The sequence below is a fragment of the Streptomyces ruber genome (assembly GCF_014648075.1).
GTDB lineage: Bacteria > Actinomycetota > Actinomycetes > Streptomycetales > Streptomycetaceae > Streptomyces > Streptomyces ruber.
The window spans coordinates 1-25,997 of sequence record NZ_BMQK01000015.1; the positions used below are offsets into that span (position 1 = coordinate 1).

The 25,997-nt window shown below is 72.0% G+C and carries 27 protein-coding genes; 10 read left to right on the forward strand and 17 right to left on the reverse strand.

The window, feature by feature from the left end; translation table 11 throughout:
* The first annotated feature begins 200 nt into the window (after positions 1–200).
* The 5 genes from folP (at position 201) to IEZ04_RS25990 (ending at position 3,442) form a co-directional block, all read left to right on the forward strand.
* Positions 201–1,067: a dihydropteroate synthase gene (gene folP / locus IEZ04_RS25970; protein ID WP_189219387.1), complete on the forward strand. Its 867-nt coding sequence runs from the start codon at positions 201–203 to the stop codon at positions 1,065–1,067.
* Entirely contained in the window at positions 1,064–1,570 is a 507-nt protein-coding gene (locus IEZ04_RS25975; protein WP_189219388.1) for a nuclear transport factor 2 family protein, read from the forward strand. Before folP ends, IEZ04_RS25975 begins: the two co-directional genes overlap by 4 nt.
* A gap of 351 nt (positions 1,571–1,921) precedes the next feature.
* The gene (folB, locus tag IEZ04_RS25980) at positions 1,922–2,281 is read left to right on the forward strand and encodes a dihydroneopterin aldolase (RefSeq protein WP_189219389.1); all 360 of its coding nucleotides are present in this window, start codon (positions 1,922–1,924) and stop codon (positions 2,279–2,281) included.
* Positions 2,278–2,889, forward strand: coding sequence for a 2-amino-4-hydroxy-6-hydroxymethyldihydropteridine diphosphokinase (gene folK / locus IEZ04_RS25985; protein WP_189219390.1), 612 nt, complete (start codon positions 2,278–2,280; stop codon positions 2,887–2,889). The genes folB and folK overlap by 4 nt, the downstream gene beginning before the upstream one ends.
* Positions 2,890–2,953: 64 nt before the next feature.
* Positions 2,954–3,442 (forward strand): DUF3180 domain-containing protein, encoded by a 489-nt coding sequence (locus tag IEZ04_RS25990; RefSeq protein ID WP_189219391.1) that lies wholly within the window; start codon positions 2,954–2,956, stop codon positions 3,440–3,442.
* Between the two features lie 98 nt (positions 3,443–3,540).
* Here the strand turns inward: IEZ04_RS25990 and folE are convergent, their stop codons facing one another.
* The 6 genes from folE to dacB form a co-directional block, all read right to left on the reverse strand.
* Positions 3,541–4,146 carry a GTP cyclohydrolase I FolE gene (folE, locus tag IEZ04_RS25995; RefSeq protein WP_189219392.1) on the reverse strand — a complete coding sequence of 202 codons (606 nt, stop codon included), beginning with the start codon at positions 4,144–4,146 and terminating at the stop codon, positions 3,541–3,543.
* A gap of 146 nt (positions 4,147–4,292) precedes the next feature.
* A complete protein-coding gene (gene ftsH, locus IEZ04_RS26000) occupies positions 4,293–6,320 on the reverse strand; it encodes an ATP-dependent zinc metalloprotease FtsH (RefSeq protein ID WP_189219537.1) in 2,028 nt (675 codons plus the stop codon).
* Between the two features lie 211 nt (positions 6,321–6,531).
* Positions 6,532–7,092 carry a hypoxanthine phosphoribosyltransferase gene (gene hpt, locus IEZ04_RS26005; RefSeq protein ID WP_189219393.1) on the reverse strand — a complete coding sequence of 187 codons (561 nt, stop codon included), beginning with the start codon at positions 7,090–7,092 and terminating at the stop codon, positions 6,532–6,534.
* 81 nt (positions 7,093–7,173) lie between these two features.
* Positions 7,174–8,355, reverse strand: a complete 1,182-nt coding sequence (gene tilS, locus IEZ04_RS26010; protein WP_189219394.1) for a tRNA lysidine(34) synthetase TilS — start codon at positions 8,353–8,355, stop codon at positions 7,174–7,176.
* A 194-nt stretch (positions 8,356–8,549) separates the two neighbouring features.
* Positions 8,550–9,674, reverse strand: coding sequence for an Rv3626c family coenzyme F420 biosynthesis-associated protein (locus IEZ04_RS26015; RefSeq protein ID WP_189219395.1), 1,125 nt, complete (start codon positions 9,672–9,674; stop codon positions 8,550–8,552).
* 583 nt (positions 9,675–10,257) lie between these two features.
* Complete coding sequence (dacB, locus tag IEZ04_RS26020) at positions 10,258–11,859, reverse strand: D-alanyl-D-alanine carboxypeptidase/D-alanyl-D-alanine endopeptidase (RefSeq protein WP_189219396.1); 1,602 nt, start codon at positions 11,857–11,859, stop codon at positions 10,258–10,260.
* Positions 11,860–11,938: 79 nt separating this feature from the next.
* Here dacB and IEZ04_RS26025 point away from each other — a divergent pair, with 79 nt between their 5' ends.
* Positions 11,939–12,430, forward strand: coding sequence for an inorganic diphosphatase (locus IEZ04_RS26025; protein ID WP_189219538.1), 492 nt, complete (start codon positions 11,939–11,941; stop codon positions 12,428–12,430).
* Between the two features lie 136 nt (positions 12,431–12,566).
* Positions 12,567–14,261 carry a threonine/serine exporter family protein gene (locus tag IEZ04_RS26030; protein WP_189219397.1) on the forward strand — a complete coding sequence of 565 codons (1,695 nt, stop codon included), beginning with the start codon at positions 12,567–12,569 and terminating at the stop codon, positions 14,259–14,261.
* A gap of 132 nt (positions 14,262–14,393) precedes the next feature.
* Here IEZ04_RS26030 and IEZ04_RS26035 read toward each other — a convergent pair whose 3' ends face one another.
* The 5 genes from IEZ04_RS26035 to IEZ04_RS26055 form a co-directional block, all read right to left on the reverse strand.
* Positions 14,394–15,437, reverse strand: coding sequence for a DedA family protein (locus tag IEZ04_RS26035; RefSeq protein WP_189219398.1), 1,044 nt, complete (start codon positions 15,435–15,437; stop codon positions 14,394–14,396).
* A 154-nt stretch (positions 15,438–15,591) separates the two neighbouring features.
* Positions 15,592–16,353: a MerR family transcriptional regulator gene (locus tag IEZ04_RS26040; RefSeq protein WP_189219399.1), complete on the reverse strand. Its 762-nt coding sequence runs from the start codon at positions 16,351–16,353 to the stop codon at positions 15,592–15,594.
* Positions 16,354–16,432: 79 nt separating this feature from the next.
* The gene (locus IEZ04_RS26045; protein WP_189219400.1) at positions 16,433–17,074 is read right to left on the reverse strand and encodes a PadR family transcriptional regulator; all 642 of its coding nucleotides are present in this window, start codon (positions 17,072–17,074) and stop codon (positions 16,433–16,435) included.
* A gap of 53 nt (positions 17,075–17,127) precedes the next feature.
* Entirely contained in the window at positions 17,128–18,588 is a 1,461-nt protein-coding gene (locus tag IEZ04_RS26050; protein ID WP_189219401.1) for an aldehyde dehydrogenase family protein, read from the reverse strand.
* A 131-nt stretch (positions 18,589–18,719) separates the two neighbouring features.
* Complete coding sequence (locus IEZ04_RS26055) at positions 18,720–19,556, reverse strand: Sco1979 family transcriptional regulator (protein ID WP_506004865.1); 837 nt, start codon at positions 19,554–19,556, stop codon at positions 18,720–18,722.
* Positions 19,557–19,899: 343 nt separating this feature from the next.
* Between IEZ04_RS26055 and IEZ04_RS26060 the strand changes: the two genes are divergently transcribed.
* Positions 19,900–20,406, forward strand: a complete 507-nt coding sequence (locus tag IEZ04_RS26060) for an ATP-binding protein (RefSeq protein ID WP_229821283.1) — start codon at positions 19,900–19,902, stop codon at positions 20,404–20,406.
* A gap of 87 nt (positions 20,407–20,493) precedes the next feature.
* On the opposite strand, the gene IEZ04_RS26065 is transcribed toward IEZ04_RS26060, so the two are convergent.
* The 5 genes from IEZ04_RS26065 to rpmG all read right to left on the reverse strand — a co-directional run bounded on the left by IEZ04_RS26065 (position 20,494) and on the right by rpmG (position 23,019).
* Complete coding sequence (locus IEZ04_RS26065; protein ID WP_189219403.1) at positions 20,494–20,781, reverse strand: DUF397 domain-containing protein; 288 nt, start codon at positions 20,779–20,781, stop codon at positions 20,494–20,496.
* Between the two features lie 321 nt (positions 20,782–21,102).
* Positions 21,103–21,342: a 30S ribosomal protein S18 gene (gene rpsR, locus IEZ04_RS26070; protein WP_189219404.1), complete on the reverse strand. Its 240-nt coding sequence runs from the start codon at positions 21,340–21,342 to the stop codon at positions 21,103–21,105.
* Position 21,343: 1 nt separating this feature from the next.
* Entirely contained in the window at positions 21,344–22,594 is a 1,251-nt protein-coding gene (locus IEZ04_RS26075) for a CobW family GTP-binding protein (protein WP_189219405.1), read from the reverse strand.
* Positions 22,591–22,845 carry a type B 50S ribosomal protein L31 gene (locus IEZ04_RS26080; RefSeq protein WP_189219406.1) on the reverse strand — a complete coding sequence of 85 codons (255 nt, stop codon included), beginning with the start codon at positions 22,843–22,845 and terminating at the stop codon, positions 22,591–22,593. Before IEZ04_RS26080 ends, IEZ04_RS26075 begins: the two co-directional genes overlap by 4 nt.
* Before the next feature lie 9 nt (positions 22,846–22,854).
* Positions 22,855–23,019, reverse strand: coding sequence for a 50S ribosomal protein L33 (gene rpmG, locus IEZ04_RS26085; protein ID WP_030573688.1), 165 nt, complete (start codon positions 23,017–23,019; stop codon positions 22,855–22,857).
* 63 nt (positions 23,020–23,082) lie between these two features.
* Between rpmG and rpmB the strand changes: the two genes are divergently transcribed.
* Positions 23,083–23,319 (forward strand): 50S ribosomal protein L28, encoded by a 237-nt coding sequence (gene rpmB / locus IEZ04_RS26090; protein WP_189219407.1) that lies wholly within the window; start codon positions 23,083–23,085, stop codon positions 23,317–23,319.
* 28 nt (positions 23,320–23,347) lie between these two features.
* Complete coding sequence (rpsN, locus tag IEZ04_RS26095) at positions 23,348–23,653, forward strand: 30S ribosomal protein S14 (RefSeq protein ID WP_189219408.1); 306 nt, start codon at positions 23,348–23,350, stop codon at positions 23,651–23,653.
* 21 nt (positions 23,654–23,674) lie between these two features.
* Here the strand turns inward: rpsN and IEZ04_RS26100 are convergent, their stop codons facing one another.
* Positions 23,675–25,855 (reverse strand): FUSC family protein, encoded by a 2,181-nt coding sequence (locus tag IEZ04_RS26100; protein WP_189219409.1) that lies wholly within the window; start codon positions 25,853–25,855, stop codon positions 23,675–23,677.
* Positions 25,856–25,997: the final 142 nt, after the last annotated feature.

The following is a 25,997-nucleotide window of genomic DNA, read 5'->3' on the forward strand; positions in this document are numbered from 1 at the left end:
CCACCCCCCAGGTCATTGGTTCGACAGGGGGGAACAGTCATGCCGGGCCCGGAGGCCAGCGGCCCTCTTGCAGGACCGCGAAAAACATAACGGGGGGGGGGAGGGAGCCGTCCTCCCCACGGTGGTCCCACCACCCACCAAGAACCCCCACAACCCGGTCCGGACGGACCGGCCCCGCCGCCGGGGCCTAGGCTGGATGCATGAGCACGCAGAACGAGCGCACCGGCGTGGCGGGACTGCCCGCCTGGGACCGCTGTGCGGTCATGGGCGTCGTCAACGTCACCCCGGACTCGTTCTCCGACGGAGGCCGCTGGTTCGACACCACCGCCGCCGTCAAGCACGGCCTGGACCTCGTCGCCGAGGGCGCCGACCTGGTGGACGTGGGCGGCGAGTCCACCCGCCCCGGCGCCTCCCGAGTCGACGAGGCGGAGGAGCTGCGGCGTGTCGTCCCCGTCGTCCGCGGTCTCGCCTCCGAAGGCGTCGTCGTCTCCGTCGACACCATGCGCGCCTCCGTCGCCGAGCAGTCCCTCGCCGCCGGAGCCGCCCTGGTCAACGATGTCAGCGGAGGTCTCGCCGACCCCGCGATGGTCCCGGTCGTCGCCGCGGCGGGCGCCCCCTTCGTCGTGATGCACTGGCGCGGCTTCCTGGCGGGCGGCAACGTGAGAGGCGTGTACGAGGACGTCGTCGCCGAGGTCGTCGACGAGCTCCACGCGCGCGTGGAGGCCGTGCTGGCCGGCGGCGTCGCCCCCGACCGCGTCGTCGTCGACCCCGGGCTCGGCTTCTCCAAGGACGCCGAGCACGACATCGCACTCCTCGCCCACCTCGACCGCCTGCACGGCCTCGGCCACCCCCTCCTCGTCGCCGCCTCGCGCAAACGGTTCCTCGGCCGCGTCCTGGCCGGCCCCGAGGGCACCGTGCCGCCCGCGCGCGAGCGCGACGCCGCCACCGCCGCCGTCTCCGCGCTCGCCGCCCACCAGGGCGCCTGGGCGGTCCGCGTCCACGAGGTACGGGCCACCGCCGACGCCGTACGCGTGGCACGGGCCGTGGAAGGGGCCCGGCAGCGGTGAGCGCGCCCGAGACCGACGTCGAGCAGGTCGAGCTCGCCAACAGGGCCTACTACGAGGCGATGGAGCAGGGCGACTTCGAGACCCTCTCCTCGCTGTGGCTGACCCCCTCCGACGTCGGGGTCGACGAGCAGTACCACGACCCGGCGGAGACCGGTGTCATCTCCTGCGTCCACCCCGGCTGGCCGGTCCTCACCGGCCGCGGCGAGGTGCTGCGGTCGTACGCCCTGATCATGGCGAACACCGACTACATCCAGTTCTTCCTGACCGACGTCCATGTGTCCGTCACCGGCGACACCGCCCTCGTGACCTGCACGGAGAACATCCTCAGCGGCGGCCCGGCCCCCGAGGGCGGCGACGAACCGGGCCCGCTCGTCGGCCAGCTGGTGGTCAGCACGAACGTCTTCCGGCGCACTTCCGACGGCTGGAAGATGTGGTCCCACCACGCCTCACCGGTCCTCTCCGAGACCGACGGCGACGAGGGCGACGACACACCCGGCCGTTGACGGCACACCCGTAGGAGCGGGCGGGCGGACACCGGCCGGCCCGCGGACCCGGACGTCCCGGGCGGCGGCGGGCGGCGGCAGTGGTGCGGGCGGCGGCGGGCGGGACAGTGGCCGGAATCACGGCCCCCGGTTCGCCCCGCTCCCCGACCGGCCGGCCCGCCCGTTCACCCGGGAAACACCTGGTGAAACCTGCCCGTCCACGGCCCCGCCCGGCCTCTCATGGGCAAGCACTGTCGGTGCCCGCGGGTAGATTCGGTGGGACCGGGGTGTCCACGGCGTCCGGCACGCACCGGCCGGGGCCGGGGAGCGCCCCCGAGACAGCACAGCCCGACGATTGCAGGAGTGATTCGCGTGGATCGTGTCGCGCTGCGCGGCCTGAGGGCCCGCGGGCACCACGGTGTCTTCCCGGAGGAACGGGAGAAGGGGCAGACCTTCGTCGTGGACCTCGCCCTGGGCCTGGACACCCGGCCTGCCGCGGCCGACGACGACCTGGCGAAGACCGTGCACTACGGCATCGTGGCGGAAGAGGTCGTCGCCGTCGTCGAGGGCGAGCCCGTCGACCTCGTCGAGACGCTCGCCGAGCGCATAGCACAGGTGTGCCTGAACCACGAAGGGGTCCAGGAGGTCGAGGTCTGCGTCCACAAGCCGCAGGCGCCCATCACGGTCCCCTTCGACGACGTGACCGTCACCATCACCCGGAGCCGAGCATGACCGCGTCCTTCACCGAGGGTTCCAGCGACCCGACCGTCCAGCCGGTGCCCGCCTCGGTCGTCGAGCAGGTGGACGCCGCCGACAGCACCCTGCACAACCCCCAGCGCGCCGTCCTCTCCATCGGCGCCAACCTGGGCAACCGCCTGGAGACGCTCCAGGGCGCCGTCGACGCCCTGGAGGACACACCCGGGGTACGGATCAAGGCCGTCTCCCCGGTGTACGAGACGGAGCCCTGGGGCGTCGAGCCCGGCAGCCAGCCCACGTACTTCAACGCGGTCGTCCTGCTGAAGACGACCCTCCCGCCCGACTCGCTGCTGGAGCGCGCCCACGCGGTGGAGGAGGCCTTCCACCGCGTACGGGACGAACGGTGGGGCCCGCGCACCCTGGACGTGGACATCGTCACCTACGCCGACGTGGTCTCCGACGACCCCGTCCTCACGCTGCCCCACCCGCGCGCGCACGAGCGCGCGTTCGTCCTCGCGCCCTGGCACGACGTGGACCCCGAGGCGGAGCTGCCCGGCCACGGCCCGGTCGCCCAGCTCCTCGACCGGCTCACCCGAACCGGTGTCACGCCCCGCGCCGACCTGGAACTCCGGCTGCCCGAGTAGTCGTTATGGTCTACCGGGCACGGAAAACTCCGGCGGCCGCCGGCGACACCGACGAAGGGACATCGTGAGAGAGCTGCGCATCAGGACGCTGGCCGCGGTGTTCGTGGTGGCCGGAGTGCTGTCCTGGGCCGGAGCCCGCCTGTGGAACTCGATGGGCACGCTGCCGAGCGTTCCGCTCGCCGCGCCCATCGTGCTCGCCCTGATCGCCGTCGTCCTGCTCGCCACGGCGCTCTCGCTGCGCGGCCGGCTCAGGGCCCAGCGCGAGCGCCGTCCGGGCGCCGAGGGCGTCGACCCCATGCTCGCGGCCCGCGCGGTCGTCTTCGGCCAGGCGAGTGCACTGGTCGCGGCCCTGGTCGCGGGCGTGTACGGCGGCGTGGGCGTCTTCCTCCTGGAGTCCCTGGAGATCCCCGCCCGCCGCGACCAGGCGATCTACGCCGGTTTCTCCGTCCTCGCGGGCCTCGCCGTCATAGCGGCCGCCCTGTTCCTGGAGCGCGTCTGCAGACTCCCCGAGGACGACGACACCAACGGCGAGGGCACGGTCCGCGCGGCGTGAGGACATGCGTGCCCGAGGGCATGGGCGAGGGCATGAACCGGGGCTGCCGGGTGACCACCTGACAGCCCCGGATCTTCCGGCCCGCAGCCCCGCACCCGTCAGCGGGCCATGATCAGGCTCATCGCCTCGTTCCTCGTGGCCGCGTCCCGCAGCTGTCCGCGCACCGCGGACGTGATCGTCTTGGCTCCGGGCTTGCGGATGCCACGCATCGACATGCACATGTGCTCGCACTCCACGACGACGATCACGCCGCGCGGCTCCAGGATCTCCATCAGGGAGTCGGCGATCTGCGTCGTGAGGCGCTCCTGGACCTGCGGGCGCCGGGCGAACACGTCCACCAGCCGGGCCAGCTTCGACAGGCCGGTGATCTTCCCCGAGGTGGACGGGATGTAGCCCACGTGGGCGACGCCCCGGAACGGCACCAGGTGGTGCTCGCAGGTGCTGAAGACCTCGATGTCCTTCACGAGCACCATCTCGTCGTGCCCGAGGTCGAACGTGGTCGTCAGCACGTCCTCCGGCTGCTGCCACAGACCCGCGAAGATCTCCCGGTACGCCCGGGCCACCCGCCCCGGAGTCTCCTTCAGGCCCTCCCGGTCCGGGTCCTCCCCGACCGCGATCAGCAATTCCCGTACGGCGTTCTCGGCGCGCTTCTCGTCGAACTCACCGATCGGCCCTTCGCCGTCCAGCGTCACGGGGTCGGTCATGTGCGGTGCCTCGTTCCTGTGCCTTCCGACGCGTACGAGTGGACGCGTCTCATGTGCGGTCATGCGGAATGCCGCGCTCCTCAGGCTAGAACCTGGGGGGCGCGGCATTCATTCCGGTCCTGACGGGAGCTCCGGGGAGCGTGGGGTCAGCTCTCCCGGCGGTCCTCCGGGGAGGGCTCCGGCGAGGAGACGGACTCGGCGGCACCGGTGATCGCCGACGACGCGCCGTTCACCCCGTTCGTCAGTGCGAGCTCCTTGGGGGAGAGCACCGGCGGGCGGGTGGACGGGGTGCGGCGGGACGAACCGGTCCACGCCGGCCGCGGCGGGCGCTTGACGATCGGGGCGAAGATCTCAGCGATCTCCTCCTTGCCGAGCGTCTCCTTCTCCAGGAGCGCGAGGACGAGGTTGTCGAGGACGTCCCGGTTCTCCACCAGGATCTCCCACGCCTCGTTGTGCGCGGTCTCGATCAGCTTCTTGACCTCTTCGTCGACCAGCGCGGCGACCTCTTCCGAGTAGTCGCGCTGGTGCGCCATCTCCCGGCCGAGGAACGGCTCGGTGTTGTCGCCGCCGAACTTGATCGCGCCGAGACGCTCGGTCATGCCGTACTGCGTGACCATCGCGCGGGCGGTGGCGGTGGCCTTCTCGATGTCGTTCGCGGCACCCGTGGTCGGGTCGTGGAAGACGAGCTCCTCGGCCGCGCGGCCGCCCAGCATGTAGGCCAGCTGGTCCAGCATCTCGTTGCGCGTGGTGGAGTACTTGTCCTCGTCCGGGAGGACCATCGTGTAGCCGAGGGCGCGGCCGCGGGACAGGATCGTGATCTTGTGGACCGGGTCGGAGTTCGGCGAGGCCGCCGCGACCAGGGCGTGACCGCCCTCGTGGTACGCGGTGATCTTCTTCTCCTTGTCCGACATGATCCGGGTGCGCTTCTGGGGGCCGGCGACCACGCGGTCGATGGCCTCGTCGAGCATCTGGTTGTCGATCAGCTTCTTGTCGCTGCGGGCCGTGAGCAGCGCCGCCTCGTTCAGCACGTTCGACAGGTCGGCGCCCGTGAAGCCCGGGGTACGGCGGGCGACCGCGGACAGGTCGACGTCCGGGGCGACCGGCTTGCCCTTCTGGTGGACCTTGAGGATCTCCAGGCGGCCCTGCATGTCGGGACGGTCGACGGCGATCTGGCGGTCGAAGCGGCCCGGGCGCAGCAGCGCCGGGTCGAGGATGTCCGGGCGGTTCGTCGCGGCGATGAGGATGACACCGCCCTTGACGTCGAAGCCGTCCATCTCGACGAGCAGCTGGTTCAGCGTCTGCTCGCGCTCGTCGTGACCACCGCCGAGGCCGGCGCCGCGGTGGCGGCCGACCGCGTCGATCTCGTCGACGAAGACGATCGCCGGGGCGTTGGCCTTGGCCTGCTCGAACAGGTCGCGGACCCGGGAGGCACCGACACCGACGAACATCTCGACGAAGTCGGAACCGGAGATCGAGTAGAAGGGAACGCCGGCTTCGCCCGCGACGGCGCGCGCGAGCAGGGTCTTGCCCGTACCGGGCGGGCCGTACAGCAGCACACCCTTGGGGATCTTGGCGCCCACGGCCTGGAACTTGGCGGGCTCCTGGAGGAACTCCTTGATCTCGTGGAGTTCCTCGACGGCCTCGTCCGAACCGGCGACATCGGCGAACGTCGTCTTCGGGGTGTCCTTGGTGATGAGCTTGGCCTTGGACTTCCCGAAGTTCATGACCCGGGAGCCGCCGCCCTGCATCTGGTTCATCAGGAACAGGAAGACGACCACGATCAGGACGAAGGGCAGCAGGGAGAGCAGGATCCCGACGAAGGGGTTCTGCTTCGAGGGCGAAACCGTGTAGCCGTCCTCGAGCTGCTTGTTCTGGAACTTCTCCTGCAGCGTGGCGGCCAGGGACACACCCTGGTTGTCGATGTAGCTCGCCTGGATCTTCGAGCTGCCCTCGACCTTTTCGTTGTTCTTGAGCTCGACCTTGATGATCTGCTCGTCACCGGTGGTCAGCTTGGCCGACTTGACCTTGTCCTCATTGATCGCCTGGACGACCTGGCCCGTGTCCACCGTCTTGTAGCCGCCGGACGAGCCGACGACCTGCATCAACACGACCACGGCAAGGACGGCCAGCACGATCCACATGACCGGCCCACGGAAGTATCGCTTCACGTCCATCCATACGGAGCGGTGCCGCCCCGTCCCTCCTGCCATAGTGAGTTTGATAAAGGCTGTTCTTCGGACGGTACCCCAGCATTGTCACCCGAAGCCGCGCGGGACGGCTGACAAACCCGTCTCTGCATGCTCCAACGGCGCGAAACCCGCTGGGGTTCCCGATCGTCTTACAGGGCTTGCGCCACAAGGGCTCCCCGGCCCGTACGGCGCGGGTTCAGCCTCCGTAGACGTGAGGCGCGAGCGTACCGACGAACGGAAGGTTGCGGTACTTCTCGGCGTAGTCGAGTCCGTAACCCACGACGAATTCGTTGGGGATGTCGAACCCGACCCATTCCACGTCGATGGCGACCTTGGCCGCCTCCGGCTTGCGCAGCAGGGTGCACACCTTGAGGGAGGCGGGCTCGCGGGAGCCCAGGTTGGTGATCAGCCAGGACAGGGTCAGGCCGGAGTCGATGATGTCCTCGACGATCAGGACGTGCTTGCCCTTGATGTCGGTGTCGAGGTCCTTGAGGATCCGTACGACGCCGGAGGACTGGGTGCCCGCGCCGTAGGAGGAGACGGCCATCCAGTCCATGGTGAGGGGGGTGGACAGCGCCCGGGCGAGGTCCGCCATCACCATCACCGCGCCCTTGAGGACACCGACGATGAGCAGGTCCTTGCCCGCGTACTCCGCGTCGATCTTCGCGGCCAGCTCCGCCAGCTTCGCGTCGATCTCTTCCTTGGTGATGAGCACCTTCTCGAGGTCGGCACCCATGTCTTTCGCGTCCACCCGCATCACTTTCGGTCGTCCCGCTCGTACGGCTGACCGGCGCGCCCCGCGAGGGGAGCTGCCGGGCGCCTCCCGCAGGGGGCGACGTCAGCCTTGCCGAATCACCAGTCTGCCACCCTGCCGCTGGGCGACGACCTTGCCGGGGAGGTTGATGGCCCCCTGGCCGCGCCAGCCGGTGATCAGCCGGTCGACCTCCTCGATGTGCCGGGCGAAGAGGGAGCCCGCCGGGGCGCCCGCGTCGATGGCGGCGCGGCGCAGGACACGGCGCCGTACGGCGGGGGGCAGCGCGTGCAGCTTGGCGCACTCCAGCCGGCCCGCCGCGTCCCGTACGGAGTCCGCCGCCTGGCGTGCCCAGGTGTCGAGGGCGTCGGCGTCGTCCCGGGAGAGCTGGGCGGTACGGGCCAGGGCCTCGACGACGCCCTTGCCGAGCGCCTTCTCCAGGGCGGGCAGGCCCTCGTGGCGCAGCCGGGAGCGGGTGTAGGCGGGGTCGGTGTTGTGCGGGTCGTCCCAGACGGGGAGGGACTGGACCAGACATGCCTTGCGGGCGGTCTGCCGGTCGAGCTGGAGGAAGGGCCGCCGGTAGCGACCGCCGGCTCCCGACACCGCGGCCATGCCGGACAGGGAGCGGATGCCGGAGCCGCGGGCGAGGCCGAGCAGGACCGTCTCGGCCTGGTCGTCGCGGGTGTGGCCGAGCAGGATCGCGGCGGCGCCGTGCCGTTCGGCGGCGGCGTCCAGCGCGGTGTAGCGGGCGTCCCGGGCGGCGGCCTCGGGTCCCACCCGGCGTCCGCCGCCCCCCGTGTAGGAGGCGCCGTGCGCGGCCCGGTCGGAGGCGGGGCCGACGTGCACGGCCACGGCGTCGACGGGGCCGAGTCCGAGGTCCCGCAGGCGCTGGGCGACCTCGTCGGCGCGTACGTCGGAGCCGGGCTGGAGGCCGTGGTCGACGGTGATGCCGCCGGCCCGGACGCCGAGTTTCGGGGCCTCGAAGGCGAGGGCGGAGGCGAGGGCCATGGAGTCGGCGCCGCCGGAGCACGCCACGAGCACGAGCGGCGGGGGCGGGGGCGGGGGCACCTCGCCGGCGGGGCGCGGCCGGGGGGCCGGCGCGGCGCCGTACGGCTCGCACGGGGCGTACGGGTCGTACGGGGTGATCGGGACGGGCTGCTGCGGCGCGTCGGCGGGCCGAGAGGGGGGTGACGGGTGTTCGGTGAGGATGTCGTGGAGAACGCGGCGGACCGCCAGGCGTATCGCCGCGACCGCAGGATGGGGACCCATGGTCCGGTTCCCTTCACATGAAATTGTCGGGGGCCGACCCGAGGTCGGTCACTCAGAGTGTGTAGATGGTGACAGAGACGGGCTGTTCCCCGAGCATTGCACGGCTGTCCATGGCTCACGCTCCCTCGGAAGGGTGATTGAGGGGGCGTCCGCCTGCCGTGGGTGGTACCGGTCTCACGACCCGGCCGTCGTGTTCACGCCTCGGGCCTGCTGTGCACCCGCGCGATCCAGTCCGCCGGTTTGGCGATCTCCGACTTGGTCGGGAGCGTGTTCGGGGAGGTCCACACGCGGTTGAAGCCGTCCATGCCGACCTGGTCGACGACGGCCCGTACGAACCGCTCGCCGTCCCGGTACTGCCGGAGCTTGGCGTCCAGGCCGAGCAGTTTGCGCAGGGCCAGGTCCAGCCGGGACGCCCCGCGGGCGCGGCGCTGCTGGAACTTCTCGCGGATCTCGCCGACGGAGGGCACCACGGCCGGGCCCACGCCGTCCATCACGAAGTCGGCGTGGCCCTCCAGGAGGGACATGACGGCGGTGAGGCGGGCGAGGATCTCGCGCTGGGCGGGCGTCTGCACCAGTTCCACCAGGGACCGGCCGTCGTCGCCCTCCTCGCCCTCGGGGCGGCCGCCGGCGAGCGTCTGGGCGGCCTCGCGGATGCGTTCGAGGACGGTCATGGGGTCGACGTCGGTCTCCCCCAGGAACGACTGGATCTCGCCCTCCAGGTGGTCGCGCAGCCAGGGCACCGCGGTGAACTGCGTGCGGTGCGTCTCCTCGTGCAGGCACACCCACAGGCGGAAGTCGTGGGGGTCGACGTCCAGCTCGCGTTCCACGTGGACGATGTTGGGGGCGACGAGGAGCAGCCGTCCGCCGCCGTTCGCGCCCGCGGGGAGTTCGCGGGTCGCCGGGGCGAAGGTCTCGTACTGGCCGAGGACGCGGGAGGCGAGGAACGAGAGCAGCATGCCCAGTTCCACGCCGGTCACCTTGCCGCCCACGGCGCCGAGCACCGCACCGCCGGGGGTGCTGCCGCGACGTTCCTGCATCTTGTCCAGGAGCGGTTTGAGGATCTCGCGGAACCCGGCGACGTTCGCCTTGACCCAGCCCGGGCGGTCGACGACGAGCACAGGGGTGTCGTCGGCCTCGTCGGGCCCCATCCGGGTGAAGCCCCGGACGTGCTCCTCCGACGCCTTCGCGTGCCGGCGCAACTCCGCGACGACGGCCCTGGCCTCGTCACGGCTCACCTCGGGGCCCGGCCGCATGAGCCGGGTCGCGGTCGCCACCGCGAGATTCCAGTCGACCATCTCCGCACCACCGATGCTCGTCATGCGTCAACCGTACGGGAGCGCTGCCGCTTGGGGCAGGCCGTACGGGGGTGGGGTGCCCCTGCGGGGCGGCCGGCGCGGGGGCGGGGTGAGGGGTGGTGCCCGGGGGCGAGGTGGTGCCGAGAGTGATCGTTCCGGTTGGCCCGGGCCAATCGGAACGATCACTTTCGGCACGGCGCCGGCTCCCCGGCGGCCACTGCGTCGCCGGGAAGCCGGCCCGGGAGGGCGGAGTGAGAGGTGACGCCCGGGAGCGGCGTGACGCCTGCGGGCGATGAGCCGGGCGGCGCAGGCGGAGCTGAACAAGCGCTTCCATGAACCGGGCCGACTCCCGGCACCCCACTGCACCGCCGACGGCCAGCGGGGCGCCCCCGCGCGGCGGCCGACCCGGGGGCGGGGTGAGGAACAGCCCCGGGAGCGGGGTGGTGCCGGAAGGGAACGGGCCGGGCGGCGTGCAACGGCCGCTTTCGCGCCGGACCGGCTCCTGCGGTCGCCGCGCCGTCGGCGGTCGGCGGGCCTCGGTGTCCGGGCGGGGCCGGGCCGTGCCGCCCGGTCCGCAGGCGGTGTGTCGGTCGCTTCGGTGGAGCGCTCAGCGGCAGCCGCAGCGGGCCAGGGCCGAGGCCGCGCGGTCCAGGGTGTGCTGGGCGGCCGTCGGGTCCGTCGTCCTGTTGGCCAGGTACGCGAAGGCCAGCAGGCGGCCGTCCGCGTCGACGACCGTGCCCGCCAGGGTGTTGACGCCGGTCAGGGTGCCCGTCTTGGCGCGTACCAGGCCGGTGGCGGACGTCTCGTCGGCGTACCGGCTGCTGAGCGTGCCCGTGAAGCCGGCGATGGGCAGGCCGGTCAGGACGGAGCGCAGTCCGGGGCGGTCCGGCGCGGCCGCCTCGGCGAGGAGGGCGGTGAGCAGGTCCGCCGTGAGCCTGCCGTCGCGGCTCAGTCCGCTGCCGTCGGCGACGCGGACGCCCTTCAGCGGGAGACCGAGCTCCTCCAGCTCGGCGCGGATCGCCCGGCCGGCGCCCTCGAAGCTCGCCGGTTCCCCGGAGGCGAGGGCGGTCTGGCGGGCCAGCGCCTCGGCGATGTCGTTGTCGCTGTTGGTCAGCATGCGTTCGACCAGGGCGGACAGGGGCGGGGAGGAGACGGAGCCCAGAGTGTCGGCGTCCTTGTCCGCCGTGCCCGGGCGGGGGCTCCTCACCTTGAGGCCCCGGTCCTCGAGGAGGTCCCCGAACCGGCGGGCCGCGTCCTTCTCCGGGTCGGTGCCGCGGTCGGCCGGACCGCTGGTGGAGTCGTCCAGGCGGGCCTCGTCGACCATGAGGGCGGTGACCGGGGCGAGGTTGGGGTTCTGGCCGATGGAGTGCAGCCGCGGCCCCTGGTAGAGGGACGTGTCGTAGGTGAGCGTGACCTCGTCCAGGTGGCGTTCGCGCAGCGCGGCGGCCGTCTCGTCGGCGAGTTCGCGCAGGCTCGCGTGCCCTGCCGCGTCCTCGCGCGCGGTCAGGGTGGGGTCGCCGCCGCCGACCAGGACGACCTCGGCGGCTCCGTCGGCGTCGTCGGCCAGGACGGCCCGCGTCTCGATGCGGTGGTCGGCCCCGGCCGCGGAGAGCGCGGCGGCGGCCGTGGCGATCTTCGTGGTGGACGCCGGGATCAGCGCGTCGTCCGCACCCTTGCCGTACAGGACCTTCCCGGTCGCCGCGTCGACGACCACGGCCGTACGGCGGGCGCCCAGCGCGTCGTCGTCCAGCAGCGGGTCCAGGAGGTCGGCGAGGGCGTCCGCCGCGGGCGCGGACCCCGAGCCGCCGAGGCCGGCCAGGACGGAGGGGGCGCTCGGAGCGGGCTTGGGCGCCCCCTGAGCGGCACCGGACGACGCGCCGGAATCGTGCCCGTGATCTGTGCCACCCTCCCGATCGCGCGCTGCGGCCCGGTCCCGCTCCGCCGTACGCTGACCGGTGGAGTCCCAGGGACCGGCCACGGTCACCGCCAGCACCGCCAGCACCAGGCCGCAGGCGGCCGCACCGGCGGACAGGCGGAGGGGCGTGAGCTCCGTGGCGCGTGCCGCGACGGCCCGCACGACGCGTTCGACGTGCGGCCGGCCGGCCCGTGCGACGCGTTCGACGTGCGACCACGTGGCACGCGCGGCCCGCACGACGCGTTCGACGTGCGGCCCCGCGGCCCGCCAGCCCCTCGGCTCCGGCACGACCACCAGCCCCTTTCGCGATCACACACCTGCGTGAGGGACACTTAATCACCAGAACTATGTGCTGATCATGGAGGAGCCACCGGTGGAGTTCGACGTCACGATCGAGATTCCGAAGGGTTCGCGGAACAAGTACGAGGTGGACCACGAGACCGGTCGGATCCGCCTGGACCGTCGCCTCTTCACCTCGACCAGTTACCCGGCCGACTACGGCTTCGTCGAGAACACCCTCGGCGAGGACGGCGACCCGCTGGACGCGCTGGTCCTGCTGGAGGAGCCCACGTTCCCCGGATGCCTCATCAAGTGCCGCGCGATCGGCATGTTCCGGATGACGGACGAGGCCGGCGGCGACGACAAGCTGCTGTGCGTGCCGGCGTCCGACCCGCGCGTGGAGCACCTGCGGGACATCCACCACGTGTCCGAGTTCGACCGCCTGGAGATCCAGCACTTCTTCGAGGTCTACAAGGACCTGGAGCCCGGCAAGTCGGTCGAGGGCGCCAACTGGGTGGGCCGCGCCGACGCCGAGGCCGAGATCGAGCGGTCGTACAAGCGCCTCGAGGAGCAGGGCGGTCACTGACCTCGGCTTGCGTGACGCCTGTGACGAACGGGCCGCATGATCCCTCGCGGGATGATGCGGCCCGTTCGCGCGTCTGTGCGCATACTGAGGCGTACGTGAGGTATGTGGTCAGGAGGCACGAACGCGGGAGCAGCAGGTGACGAAGACGAAGGAGACGGAGGGCGGCAAGCCGAAGTCGGACGAGGCGAGGAGCGCGTTCGTCCGTCCGGAGGGCGACGGGGAGTCCTCCACGACGTCCGAGTTCGCCCTGCCCGACGGCTTCGACGTGCCGAGGACTGTCACGGAGTCCGAGGTCACGTCCGAGTTCGCCGTCCCGCGGGGGCTGGAGCCGCCGCAGCCGTCGGGCGCCGAGCACGAGGGCTCGGCGTTCAGCACGCCGAGCACGTACAGCGTGCGGGAGCCCGCCTTCACCCCGCCGGCCGGCACCCCCGCGGTCAGCCTGACCAAGGACGTGCCCTGGCAGGACCGCATGCGCACGATGCTGCGCATGCCGGTCGCCGACCGTCCCGCCCCGGAGCGCCCGCAGCGGACGGAGGAGGGCGGCCCGGCCGTCCCCCGCGTGCTCGACCTGGCGCTCCGTATCGGCGAGCTGCTGCTCGCGGGCGGTGAGAACGCCGAGGACGTGGAGGCGGCGATGTTCGCCGTGTGCCGCTCCTACGGGCTCGACCGCTGCGAGCCGACCGTCACCTTCACCCTCCTGTCGATCACCCACCAGCCGTCCCTGGTGGAGGACCCGGTGTCGGCGTCGCGGACGGTGCGCCGGCGCGGCACCGACTACACGCGCCTGTCGGCCGTCTACCGGCTCGTCGCGGACCTCAGCGACCCGGACACGCAGACCTCCCTGGAGGAGGCCTACCGGCGCCTGGCGGAGATACGCCGCAACCGCCACCCCTACCCCGGCTGGGCGCTGACCGCCGCCGCCGGGCTGCTCGCGGGCGCGGCCTCCGTGCTCGTCGGCGGCGGTCTGACGGTGTTCGTGGCGGCCGCGGCGGGCGCGATGCTCGGCGACCGGCTGGCCTGGCTGTGCGCCGGGCGCGGACTGCCGGAGTTCTACCAGTTCGCGGTGGCCGCCATGCCCCCGGCCGCGATCGGGATCGCGCTGACGCTGGCGGAGGTGGAGGTGCGAGCGTCCGCGGTGGTCACCGGCGGGCTGTTCGCGCTGCTGCCCGGGCGGGCCCTGGTGGCGGGGGTGCAGGACGGGCTGACCGGCTTCTACATCACCGCGTCGGCGCGCCTGCTCGAGGTCATGTACCTGATCGTCGGCATCGTCGTGGGCGTGCTGCTGGTCCTGTACTTCGGCGTCAAGCTGGGCGCGGAGCTCGCCCCGAACACGGCCCTCGGCGGCTCCGACCGCCCGTTGTGGCAGATCACCGCGTCGATGCTGCTGTCGCTGGCCTTCGCGGTGCTGCTCCAGCAGGAGCGGTCCACTGTGCTCGCGGTGACGCTCAACGGGGGCGTGGCCTGGGTGGTGTACGGCGCGATGCACTATGCGGGCGGCTTCTCGCCGGTCCCGTCCACGGCCGTCGCGGCGGGTCTGGTGGGGCTGTTCGGGCAGTTGATGTCCCGCTACCAGTTCGCGTCGGCGCTGCCGTACACGACCGCCGCGATCGGGCCGCTGCTGCCCGGTTCGGCGACGTACTTCGGACTGCTCGCGTTCGCCCAGAACGACGTCAACGCGGGACTGGTGAACCTCACGAAGGCCGTCGCGCTCGCCATGGCCATCGCGATCGGGGTGAACCTGGGGTCGGAGATCTCCCGGCTGTTCCTGCGGATGCCGGGGGCGGCCAGCGCGGCGGGGCGGCGGGCGGCGAAGCGGACGCGCGGGTTCTGAGCGGGACCGGGGTCCGTCGTTGTCGTCGCGCTCCGTCGCCGGGTGCGGGTTCGGTGGTGGTTGCTCGCGCCCGCGCGGCGAAGCCTCAAGTCGACACGGCCCCGCGCCCCTTACGGGGCGCGGATGCCGCCATCAGTTCTGCGGGTGCCCCTGGCCGTACGGGTAGCCCTGGCCCTGCGGGTACTGCTGGTTCTGGTTCTGGGGGTACTGCTGGTTCTGGTTCTGGGGGTACTGCTGGTTCTGCGGGTACTGCTGGTTCTGCGGGTACTGCTGCTGGTACTGGGGCTGCTGGTGCCCGTACCCCTGCTCCGTACCGTACGGCTCCGGCTCCGGGTAGCCGGCTCCCTGGCGGGGCCGGCCGCCGTACTGCCCGCCGTACTGTCCGCCCTGCTGTCCGTACCCCTGGTTGCCGTACGCCTGCTGCCCCTGGTCGCCGTACGGCTGGTGGCCGTGTCGCCGGTTCTGGTCGGACGGGACGCGGCGCAGCTGGGTCGTCGCGTCGTCCATGACGGGGGGCGCCGTCACGGCCGTCGCGGCCGGGGACTGCGGCTGCCGCTTCTTCTCCCTGCGGGCCTTCAGGAACTCCAGGATGATCGGGACCACCGACAGGAGGACGATCAGGATCAGCATCGCCTCGATGTTCTCGCGGACGAACGCGATGCTGCCGAGCCAGGAGCCGAGCAGGGTGACGCCCGCGCCCCAGAGGATGCCGCCGACGACGTTGAAGATCAGGAACGAGCGGTACCGCATGCCGCTGACGCCCGCGATGATCGGCGTGAACGTGCGCACGATGGGCACGAACCGGGCGAGGATCAGGGACTTGGGGCCGTGCTTCTCGAAGAACTCGTGGGCCTTGGTGACGTTCTCCTGCTTGAACAGGCGGGAGTCGGGGCGCTTGAAGAGCGCCGGCCCCACCTTCTTGCCGAACATGTAGCCCGCCTGGTCGCCGAGGATCGCGGCGACGCAGATCAGCACGATGGCCAGCCACAGCGGGAAGTCCAGCGTCTTGGAGGTGATCAGCATGCCCGCGGTGAACAGCAGCGAGTCACCGGGCAGGAAGAACCCGATGAGCAGGCCGGACTCGGCGAACACGATGGCGAGCAGACCCCAGATGCCGAACGTGTCGAGCAGGTAGTTCGGATCCAACCAACTTGGTCCGAGAGCGAGCGACGTCACGTTCCGGGCTCCTGAGGATGTCGGGATGAGGCGGTGCGGCGGTGCGGCAGGTGCGGCCCACGGCTGACCAAAGCTATCAACGGCAGCCCACTCCGCCAGTTTCCACCGCCCCTCCCAGAATGCACTGTGCCCGGGCTGGGCCGCACCTGTGGTGTCAGTTCACGTGCCGGGCCGCGTTGGCGACGATCGCGTCCCGCAGGTACCGGCCGAAGCCCGGGCGGATCCTGTCGTACATCTCCGCGAACCGCGGGTCGGAGACGTACAGCTCGCTGATCCGGGCCTGGAGCTCGTGCGTGCAGTCGTAGTACGAGCGCTTGACGAAGCGGAGGTGCTCCTCCGCCACGTCCATGGCCGCCTCCGAGCCGGCGGCGGCCCCCGAGTCCATCAGCCCGGCCACGCGCGCGTGGAGCGCGTCGAGCTCCTCGTTGACGCGCTTCCAGTCCTCCTTCGTGTACGAGGCAGTGCGGCGCTGCGACTCCTTGTAGGCGTCCGTGTGCCCCCAGCGCTCCCGCACCTCGTCCTCGTACTGCGCGGGGTCGTGCTCCCCGAACACCTCGAACCGCTCCTCCGGCGTGAGGTTGATGCCCATTCTGCGTGCCTCCATGGCGTGCTCCACGGCCGCGGCCATCTTCTGGAGCTTCTCGATCCGGGCGGTCAGCAGTTCGTGCTGCCGGCGTAGGTGCGCGCGCGGGTCCGCGTCCGGGTCGTCGAGCAGGACCGCGACCTCGTCGAGCGGGAAGCCGAGCTCCCGGTAGAACAGGATCTGCTGCAGCCGGTCGAGGTCGGCGTCGGCGTAGCGCCGGTGGCCGGCGTACGTGCGCTCGCTCGGTACCAGCAGCCCGATCTCGTCGTAGTGGTGCAGCGTGCGCACCGTCACCCCGGCGAAACCGGCGACCTCCCCTACGGAGTAGCTCATGGCGTCCGCTCCCTTCTCGGTACGCACCCCAGCCTGGGTCCTCACGTGACGTGAGGTGCAAGCCCGCGCCCGCGGGAGTTCAGCGGTCGTCCCCCGGGTGCCGCTCCCCCGTCGCGTACGGATTGGCCTCCCCCTCGGAGAGGACACCGACGAAGGGCTCGCCCTCGCCCGCGAAGGTGTACGCCCCGGACTCGATGCGCTCGATGAGGCCGCGGGTCCACTCGGCCTCGCCGTCGGAGGCGTGGACCCACATGTTCATGATCTCCCCGATGTGTCCGATCGACTCCGGGCCGGCCTCGGGCGTGTAGTACTCCGTGGCGGACGTACGCCACTCCGCCAGCCGGCGCAGCCGCTCGCGCAGCAGCCGCACCGCCTCGGCGCGCTCCAGGTCGACCATGAAACCGATCGCCGCGGACAGCGTGTCGATGTGCCGGTCCCGTTCGACCAGGGCCTCGCGCAGCAGGGAGAAGTACTCCTGGTCGCCCGTCTCCGTGATCTCGTACTCGGTGCGGGGCGGGCCGCCGGCCGTGGAGGGCGCGATCTCGTGGGCGTGCAGCAGTCCCTGCTTCGCCATCTGCTTCAGGGCGTGGTAGATCGAACCGGGCTTGGCGTTGGACCACTCGTGCGCGCCCCAGTACTCCAGGTCGTTGCGCACCTGGTAGCCGTGGGCCCGCCCGTGCCGGCGCACCGCGCCGAGCACCAGGAGACGGATCGCTGACATGGGGCCAGCGTAGGACCCGGGAGGATCAGCTCCGGGAGCTGCCCCGTTCCCGGCTAGAAGGGGAACGCGCTCCGCCCGTGCTGCACCGAGATCCACTTCTGCGTGGTGAACGCGTCGACCGTCGTCTCGCCGTTCAGCCGGCCGAGGCCGGAGTGCTTCTCGCCGCCGAAGGGGACCAGCGGCTCGTCGTGCACCGTGCCGTCGTTGACGTGGAACATCCCGGTGTCGATCCGCCGGGCGAAGCGCACGCCGCGCTCCACGTCCCCCGTGTGGACGGCGCCGCTCAGCCCGTACGGGGTGTCGTTGGCGATCCGTACGGCCTCCTCCTCGCCGTCGAAGGGGACGAGGAAGGCGACCGGGCCGAAGACCTCCTGCCGCAGGAGGGCCGAGCCGGCGGGCAGGCCCGTCAGGACGGACGGCCCGACCAGGTTCTCGGTCACCGTGCCGCGCAGCAGCACCGTGGCGCCCTCGGCGACCGCCTGGTCGACGACGCCGTCCACCGCCTCGGCCTGGGAAGCGTTGATGACCGGACCGATGACCGTCTGCGGGTCGCGCGGGTCGCCGACCTTGAGGGACCCGACCTTGGTGACGAACTTCCCGGTGAACTCGGCCTCGATCGAGCGGTCGACCAGGATGCGGTTCGCGGCCATGCAGACCTGGCCCTGGTGGACGTACCGGCTGAAGACCGCGGCGTCCACGGCGTAGTCGATGTCCGCGTCGTCGAGGACCACCAGCGCGCTGTTGCCGCCGAGCTCCAGGATCGACCGCTTGAAGTGCGCGGCGCAGACGGTGGCGACGTGCCGGCCGACCGTGTCCGAGCCCGTGAAGGAGATGACCTTCGGTATCGGGTGCTCGATGAACGCGTCGCCTATCTCCGCGATGTCGGTGATCACGACGTTGAGCAGGCCGCCCGGGAGCCCCGCGTCCTCGAAGATCTTCGCGACCAGGGAGCCGCCGGCGACCGGGGTGTTCTGGTGCGGCTTGAGGACCACGCCGTTGCCGAGGGCCAGGGCGGGCGCCACGGACTTCAGCGACAGCAGGAACGGGAAGTTGAACGGGCTGATGACCCCCACGACGCCGACGGGCACCCGGTAGAGGCGGTTCTCCTTGCCGTCGGCCGGCGAGGGCAGGATCCGGCCCTCGGGGCGCAGCGCCAGGTGGACGGCCTCGCGCAGGAACTCCTTGGCGAGGTGCAGCTCGAAGACCGCCTTCGTGTGCGTCCCGCCGAGCTCGGCGACGATCACCTCGGTGATCTCCCGCTCCCGCTCCTCGACGAGTGCGAGCGCTCTCTCGAAGACGGTGCGGCGGGTGTACGGGTTGGTCTCCGCCCAGCTCCGCTGGGCGTCCGACGCCGCCCGGTAGGCCGCGTCCACCTCGTCGGCCGTGGCTATGGTGATCGACGCCAGCTTCTCGCCGTCGTACGGGTCGAAGTCGATGATGTCCCACGACCCCGTGCCCGGGCGCCACTCGCCGCCGATGTACTGCTGAGCCAGTTCGGTGAAGCAGGACGACATCTGATCCCTCGATCCCTTGCGGCCACGAACGGTCACCCGTTCACCCCAGCGTGTGAACGGGCGTCATGTTACGCATGGGTCGCGGGAGTTGAGAGGCCAGTTGTGGACACACCGCGGAAAGGTTCGGCGGGTCAGGAGAGCTGGAGCAGTCCCCGGAGCAGGTCGCGGCTCTCCTCGGGGGACGGGCTGTCCTCCTGGAGCTGGGACATCGCCCGCTCGTACTGGGCGACGTCCTCGCGCTTGTCCAGGTAGAGCGCGCTGGTCAGCTGCTCCAGGTACACGACGTCGGAGAGGTCGGACTCGGCGAAGCTGAGCACGGTGAAGGAGCCGCTCTCCCCGGAGTGCCCGCCGAAGCCGAACGGCATCACCTGGAGCCGTACGTTCGGCCGCTCCGATATGTCGATGAGGTGCTGGAGCTGCCCCCGCATCACCTCCCGGCCGCCGTACGGACGGCGCAGCGCGGCCTCGTCGAGGACGCAGTGGAACTGCGGCGCGCGCTCGGACACCAGGTACTTCTGGCGTTCCAGGCGCAGCGCCACCCGCCGCTCGACGTCGGCCTCCCCGCCCTCCTTCATTCCGCGGGACACGACGGCATAGGCGTACGCCTCGGTCTGCAGCAGTCCGTGGACGAACTGCACCTCGTACGCGCGGATGAGGTGGGCCGCGCCCTCCAGGCCGACGTAGGTCGGGAACCAGCTGGGCAGGACGTCGCTGTAACTGTGCCACCAGCCCGCGACGTTGGCCTCCTTGGCCAGCGAGAGCAGGGACGCGCGCTCCTTGTCGTCCGTGACGCCGTACAGCGTCAGCAGGTCCTCGACGTCGCGCGCCTTGAAGCTCACCCGGCCCAGCTCCATGCGGCTGATCTTCGACTCCGAAGCACGGATCGAGTAACCGGCCTTCTCGCGCGTGATCCCCTGTCCCTCGCGCAACCGCCTGAGATGCGAGCCCAGCAGCATCCGCCGCACCACCGACCCACTCGATTCACCGGCGCCCACGGTCCGTCAGCCTCCCCAAGGTCTTCAGGGGCCGCAGTCTGCCACTAACCACTCCGATCCGCACTCGGATGGTTACGGAAACGGAAAGTCTCGGAAGGGGGGACACAGGAAAAGATCAGGCGGGGCACTACATGTGGGGAGAAGGCGGCAGAAAAAATCATCGGCAAGGGGTACGCCCTGCGTCATACCGGGCGCGTGCACGTGCATCTGCCCTTGCATCTGCCCTACTCATCGGAAACCATGGACTCGCGCCACCGCTGCATCGCCACGACCGCGGACCACGGGAGTGCCTCGCATGGGAACGAACGGATCGACCATGCTCGAAGTCTTACGGCAGGGACTCCCTCCGCTCGATCCGGCGACCGTGTCGCGGACGGCCTCCTGCGCCCTGCCCGCCCGCTACGAAGCGGTGCGCGAGGCACGGCAGTTCACCCGTGGCACGCTCGACCAGTGGGAGCTGGGCGACCGCTTCGAGGACATCTGCCTCGTGGTGTCGGAGCTGGTCACCAACGCGCTGCGGTACGGGCTCCCCGGGGGCGCGGCGTCCTCCGCGGCCCCGCTCCCGTACGTGCGGCTGCACCTGATGCGGTGGACGGAGCGGCTGGTCTGCGCGGTGCGCGACCCCGGTCACGGCCGCCCGGTCACGAGCGACGCGGAGGACTCGGCCGCGGAGTCGGGGCGTGGCCTCTTCCTGGTCGGCTCGTTCGCCGACACCTGGGGCTGGCACCCGCTGACCGGGGCACTGGACGGCAAGGTGGTCTGGGCGATGTTCCGGCTGGGTCCGGAGGCGCTGGCGCCGGCGGCCCCGGCACCCGCCCAATGATGTACCGCGGTGCACTTCGCCGTTGGTTCTACGCGTGTCACACGCCGGCCTCCGCGCCGGCTGCCGCTGCCACTGCCGGGCACCGCCTCAGGCGCCGGTGACCAGGTGGTCGAACTCCCCGTCCTTGACGCCGAGGAGCATGGCCTCGATCTCGGCGCGGGTGTAGACGAGGGCGGGCCCGTCGGGGAAACGCGAGTTGCGCACCGCCACGTCACCGCCGGGCAGCCGCGCGAACTCCACACAGGACCCCTGCGAGTTGCTGTGCCTGCTCTTCTGCCAGGCCACGCGGTGGTGCTCGGTCAGCTCAGTCGCCGCCATGCCGTTGTACACATCGCCGGTGTACACGTCATCCACGCCGTGCACGTCGTGGTCCACAGGTCGCTCCCCGGTGGTGCAGTGGCTGAAGTGGCCATAGATGCAGTGGTCAACTGCTTCGGATCATAGCTGCGTTCACGTGCCGGTGCAGAAGCCGATGCACGGCCATATGCACGTGCACGCCGGGTGTTCCCATGATTACAGCATCACGGTCGCATGGTTGGGCCGTGCACTGTAGAGACGCCGGACATTCCGCTTGCGTTCCCCCTTGCCCGTGCGACATTCCTGGTCACAGGCGTGGGAAGGCCCCGGAGAGACATGGGGGGACTCTCCGGGGCCTGGGTGGGCGAAGTGACGGCGCGCGTCTCGCGGGGCGAGGGGTCAGCGGGGCGGCGACGAGTACGGCAGGAGCGCCATCTCGCGGGCGTTCTTGATCGCACGGGCGAGGAGTCTCTGCTGCTGAGCGGATACGCGGGTGACGCGGCGGCTACGGATCTTGCCGCGGTCGGAGATGAACTTCCGCAGCAGATCGGTGTCCTTGTAGTCGATGTACGTGACTCCCGCCCGGTCCAACGGATTTGGCCGGTTCTTGGCAGGCGTGCGGTCGGTGCGGCGGGGCACGTCAGACCTCCAGGAAGGTGTCGAAGGGGCGCGGGAGACGCGACCAGGCCTCGCGCCCGGCGGCGTACTCGGCGTCGGTGAGCAGGCACGAGTCCAGCAGGCGGGCGAGTCCGTCCTGGTCCAGCCCCGGCGAGGTGAACACCAGGTGCTGACAGCGGTCCCCGTGCTCCGGGTGCCAGTCGAGCGCGGCGGCGGCCCGGCGCACCGGCGGGACCAGGTCCCAGGCCGCGTCCGGCAGCGAGGCGAGCCAGGGGCCCGCCGCCTCCACGCACAGGGCGCCGCCGGCCGCGTCCCAGTGCAGCAGCGTGTCCGGCCGGTCGGCGAGCCAGAACCGCCCCCGGCTGCGCGCCGCCGCGCAGGTCAGGTCCTCCAGCGCCGCGTACAGCCGCTCGGGGTGGAAGGGCCGCCGCCCCCGCCAGACGAGTGTCGCGACCCCGCACTCGTCGGCCTCGACGGGCAGCAGCGCGCATGCCGGGTGCTGGGCGGCGGCCGCGGCCTCGACGTCGAAGCCGGCGAAGGCGGCGTCGGCGAGCGGGGATCGGAAGGCTCCTGCCGGCCCGGTGGCGGACCCGGCACCGGGTGCGGTGCCGTGCGCGGCACCGGGCACCGGCGCGCCGCCGAGGGCCACCGGAGCGCCCGCCGGAGCCCCCGGCCGATCGCCCTCGAGGGGCACCCGCCGGGCCGTCGGGTGGAGCTGGGCGAGCAGGGCGCGGTCCTCGTCGTCGGCCTCCGCCGAGTCGGCGACGGCGAGGACGGGCGCGTACTCCAGCTGCCGGGCGAACGTGTCCGCGACGGTGCGCCGGTCGGTGGCGGCGGCCGCGAGACCGCACTCGGCCAGGTCGTCCCCGTCGGCGAGGTACGGCAGCACCAGGGCCGGGTCGACCGCGGTGATCACCGAGGTCACGGTCAGCCCGCTCGCGGCCACCACCTCGGCCATCGCCTTGGGCTCCACCGAGTCCCACAGCTCGACGACGGCGAGCCGGGTGAGTCCGCCGCGCGCGAGCCGCTCCAGCTCGGGCACCAGGTCCGCGCGCAGCGCGCAGCACGCGCAGTCGTTGACGAGCGGGGTCTGGCCGGTGTCCGTCACCCCGGCGAGGTTCCGGACCGTGCGCCGGACCGTGCCGTCGGCGGCGGTCGACAGGTCGTGGTGCAGGGCGACACTGTCCGGCACCTCGGCGAGCAGCCGTTCGACGGCGGTCCGGCGGGCGTCGGCGTGCAGCCCGCCGACGATCGCGACGGAGAGCCCGCTCACCGCCGGCTCCGCTTCCCGTACCGCTGCTCGAACCGCTCGACGCGGCCCGCCGTGTCCAGCACGCGCGCGGTGCCCGTGTAGAAGGGGTGGCTGACGTTCGAGATCTCGACGTCCACCACGGGGTAGGTGTTGCCGTCCTCCCACACGATCGTCTTCTCGCTCGTCATGGTCGACCGGGTCAGGAAGGCGTGGTTCGCGGCACGGTCACGGAAGACGACGGGACCGTAGGCCGGGTGGATTCCCTCGCGCATGGCGGTGTTTCAGCGCTCCTCTCGGAAGTCGACGTGCCGGCCCGCGACCGGGTCGTACTTGCGCAGCGTCATACGGTCCGGGTCGTTCCGCCGGTTCTTCCGGGTGACGTAGGTGTAGCCGGTGCCGGCGGTGGACCGCAGCTTGATGACCGGACGGAGTTCGTTGCGTGCCATGGCTGCTATCTTACTGAAAATGAATTCCATTTACATCAGCCGATCGAGAGAGGTGCGTCACCCATGTCCGCCCACTGCATGCTGACCGGGGCCCGGCCGGGCTTCGGCAACCGCATCTCCCACTCCCACCGGCGCACCTCCCGCCGCTTCGACCCCAACATCCAGTCCAAGCGCTACTGGCTGCCGGGCGAGGGCCGGTACGTACGGCTGCGGCTCAGCGCCAAGGGGATCAGGACGGTCGACGCGATCGGCGTCGAGGCGGCCGTGGCGCGCATCCGCGCGCGCGGGGTGAAGGTCTGAGACGGACGGACGGGACGGGAGTACGGGAATGGCGAAGAAGAGCAAGATCGCGAAGAACGACAAGAGGCAGGAGATCGTCGAGCGGTACGCGGCCCGCCGGGCCGAGCTGAAGGAGATCATCCGCAAGCCGTCCACCCCGGCGGACGAACGGGAGGCCGCCCAGCGCGAGTTGCGCCGCCAGCCCCGCGACGCGAGCGCCACGCGCGTGCGCAACCGGGACCAGGTGGACGGCCGCCCGCGCGGTTACTTCCGGGCCTTCGGGCTGTCCCGGGTGAGCCTGCGGGAACAGGCGCACGCCGGGTTCCTGCCGGGGGTGCGCAAGTCCTCCTGGTGAGGCACGGACGACGGATCGCCGTCACGGCTGTCGGCGGCGGGGCTCGGGGGGCGGGGCCGGCCGGGGTTCGCCGCTGCCGCCGTCTCCTCGCACCGACATGGCCGGCACCTGGGTGTCGAGGGCCTCGGACAGCTCGTCCAGCGCCTTCAGCAGGAGGTGTGCCCCGCGTCGTACGAACGCGTCGGCGCCCTGCCCCCGAGCCTCCCCGGGTGCGGCCTCCGCGTCCCAGGCCGCCAGCGCCTCGCGCGCCTCGTCCCAATGGGGCACCCGGCGCTCGCGCACGGCCCTCGCGCCCCGTTCCGTCGCGGTGCGCAGGGCTTCGGCGAAGCGGACGGCGGCCGGGACGGGAGGCGCGTCCCGGTCGGGGAGGTGGGCCTCCAGCAGCATGGCGACGCGAGCCAGGTGGGCGACCGCGTCCTCGGCCTCTTCCGCGGCGGTCCGCGACAGACCGCGATGGCGTACGGGTTCGTCGCCGGCGCGGGCGACCGCGGTGTGCCAGGCCGCGCGGGCGCCCCGGCTCGCGAGCAGGACCCCGCGCACCTCGTCCGCGGGGCGCGCCGGGTCGGCGTACCGGTCGAGGACGGCCGCCCCGTACCCGCCCGCCGCGGCCAGCCAGTCGGCGAGGCGCGTGCGCAGCCGCGGGGTCTCCCAGGCCGGGTAGACGGCGTACGCGAGCATCGCGAGGAGGCCGCCCACGAGGGTGAGGAGCAGCCGTTCGGGCACCGTCTGCGTCCAGGCCTCGCCGCCCATGCCGAGCAGGAAGACCACGTACGCGGCGATGCACGCCTGGGCCGCCATCTGGCCGGTGCGCATCAGCAGGTACAGCAGGCCCGCGCTCAGCACCGCGAGGGCGCCCGACAGGTACGTTCCCGGGTCCGCCACCCGCACGATGCCCGTGGCCAGGGCGATGCCGATCAGCGTGCCGCCGAAGCGGGCGACCGCCCGGCTGTACGTCTGCGAGAAGTCGGGGCGCATGATCATGACCGCGGTGAGCGGGGCCCAGTAGCCGTGGCCGAAGGGCAGCGCCGCGCCGGCGAGGTAACCGGCGACCGCCACGGCGGTGATGCGGAGCGCGTGCCGGGTGATCGGGGAGTTCCGGTCGAGCTCGTCGCGCATGGCGCGCAGGGTGACGGGGACCAGGCCGAGGAGCGAGGGACGGTTGAGGGACCTGGTGTGCGGGTGGGTGCCGTCGGGGTGCGGGCGCGGGCCGTCGGCGTGCGAGCCGCCCGCCGTCTCGACGACGTCCTGGAGCAGCGTGGCGAGCCGCGTCGCCGCCCGGGCCGGCGGGCCCTGCAGGATCGCCCCCGTGTCCGGCGTCCGGAGCGCGGCGAGGGCGGCCGGCGGGACCTCCACCTGCTTGCCGTGGCGGATCGCGGAGGCCGACGCGTCCAGGACGGTGGCCGCGGCGGCGAGGAGTTCGCGGACCCGGTCACGTGCCCGGCCCTCCCCCGGTACGCCCATCGCGGGGTCGGCGAGGGAGGCGAGGACCGGCCGGATGCGCTCGGCGACGAGGCGGGAGCCGCGCAGTTCGGCGGGCCGGGTGCGGGCCTGGCGGGCCGTCAGCCTGGCGGCGTCGCGGGCCGCCATCAGGGGCTCGGGATCGAAGCCGGCGATCGGGTCGTACCGGAGCCGGCGGGCGTAGTCGGCCTCGGCGGCCAGGGCGTCGGCGAGCGCGTCGCGCTGGGCGCCCCAGCGGCGTACCGGGAAGACGACGATCAGCGCCGCCTGCACCAGACCGCCGAGGATCATCATCAGGCCGTGGCCGGCCGCCTGGGCCACCGAGGTCGGCAGGGTGACGGTGATCAGCATGATCGCCACGTTCGAGGCGGCGATCAGTCCGGTGGTCGGGCCGGCCGCCCAGGCCAGGCCGGCCAGGAACGTCCACACCGCCAGCAGCGCGAGGAACAGCGGCAGGCGGGAGATCGTGACGTAGCCGAGGAAGGTCGACACGGCGAGGGTCGCCCCCGAGGCCAGGGCGAGTTCGGGGCGGGGGCGCCAACTGCGCTGGAACGTGGCCATGGCCGCCTGGAACGCCCCGAAGGCCGAGCTCGCCGCGGTCACGGGCCCGAAGGCCCACAGACCGAACGACATCATGATCGCCAGCCCTGCGGCGGCCCGCACCGCGACCAGCGGTTCGAGACGCCTGCGCTCGACCGTCAGCCCCGAGCGACCGGTCTCCTTCAGCGCCCGGACCCAGCTCATCGTCACCAGCCTACGGGCAGGTGGGGAGATACCGGGACATACGGGGTGACGTGCCACCTCCCGGCGGCCGGCCACTCCGGCGGGCGGCGTGAGGCCTCACCTGCCTCACCGGTATTACCTGTCTCACCGACCGCATTCCGCG

Coding starts and splice junctions, on each gene's coding strand:
- rpsN (WP_189219408.1), top strand. CDS start 23,348: ATGGCGAAGAAGAGCAAGATCGCGAAGAACGACAAGAGGCAGGAGATC.
- IEZ04_RS26050 (WP_189219401.1), bottom strand. CDS start 18,588: ATGTCGTCCTGCTTCACCGAACTGGCTCAGCAGTACATCGGCGGCGAG.
- folE (WP_189219392.1), bottom strand. CDS start 4,146: ATGACCGACCCCGTGACGCTGGACGGCGAAGGGCCGATCGGTGAGTTC.
- IEZ04_RS26045 (WP_189219400.1), bottom strand. CDS start 17,074: ATGTCAGCGATCCGTCTCCTGGTGCTCGGCGCGGTGCGCCGGCACGGG.
- IEZ04_RS26100 (WP_189219409.1), bottom strand. CDS start 25,855: ATGAGCTGGGTCCGGGCGCTGAAGGAGACCGGTCGCTCGGGGCTGACG.
- ftsH (WP_189219537.1), bottom strand. CDS start 6,320: ATGGACGTGAAGCGATACTTCCGTGGGCCGGTCATGTGGATCGTGCTG.
- folK (WP_189219390.1), top strand. CDS start 2,278: ATGACCGCGTCCTTCACCGAGGGTTCCAGCGACCCGACCGTCCAGCCG.
- tilS (WP_189219394.1), bottom strand. CDS start 8,355: ATGGGTCCCCATCCTGCGGTCGCGGCGATACGCCTGGCGGTCCGCCGC.
- rpmG (WP_030573688.1), bottom strand. CDS start 23,019: ATGGCACGCAACGAACTCCGTCCGGTCATCAAGCTGCGGTCCACCGCC.
- IEZ04_RS26060 (WP_229821283.1), top strand. CDS start 19,900: ATGCTCGAAGTCTTACGGCAGGGACTCCCTCCGCTCGATCCGGCGACC.
- IEZ04_RS26040 (WP_189219399.1), bottom strand. CDS start 16,353: ATGAGCTACTCCGTAGGGGAGGTCGCCGGTTTCGCCGGGGTGACGGTG.
- rpmB (WP_189219407.1), top strand. CDS start 23,083: ATGTCCGCCCACTGCATGCTGACCGGGGCCCGGCCGGGCTTCGGCAAC.
- IEZ04_RS26015 (WP_189219395.1), bottom strand. CDS start 9,674: ATGACGAGCATCGGTGGTGCGGAGATGGTCGACTGGAATCTCGCGGTG.
- IEZ04_RS26080 (WP_189219406.1), bottom strand. CDS start 22,845: ATGCGCGAGGGAATCCACCCGGCCTACGGTCCCGTCGTCTTCCGTGAC.
- folP (WP_189219387.1), top strand. CDS start 201: ATGAGCACGCAGAACGAGCGCACCGGCGTGGCGGGACTGCCCGCCTGG.
- hpt (WP_189219393.1), bottom strand. CDS start 7,092: ATGCGGGTGGACGCGAAAGACATGGGTGCCGACCTCGAGAAGGTGCTC.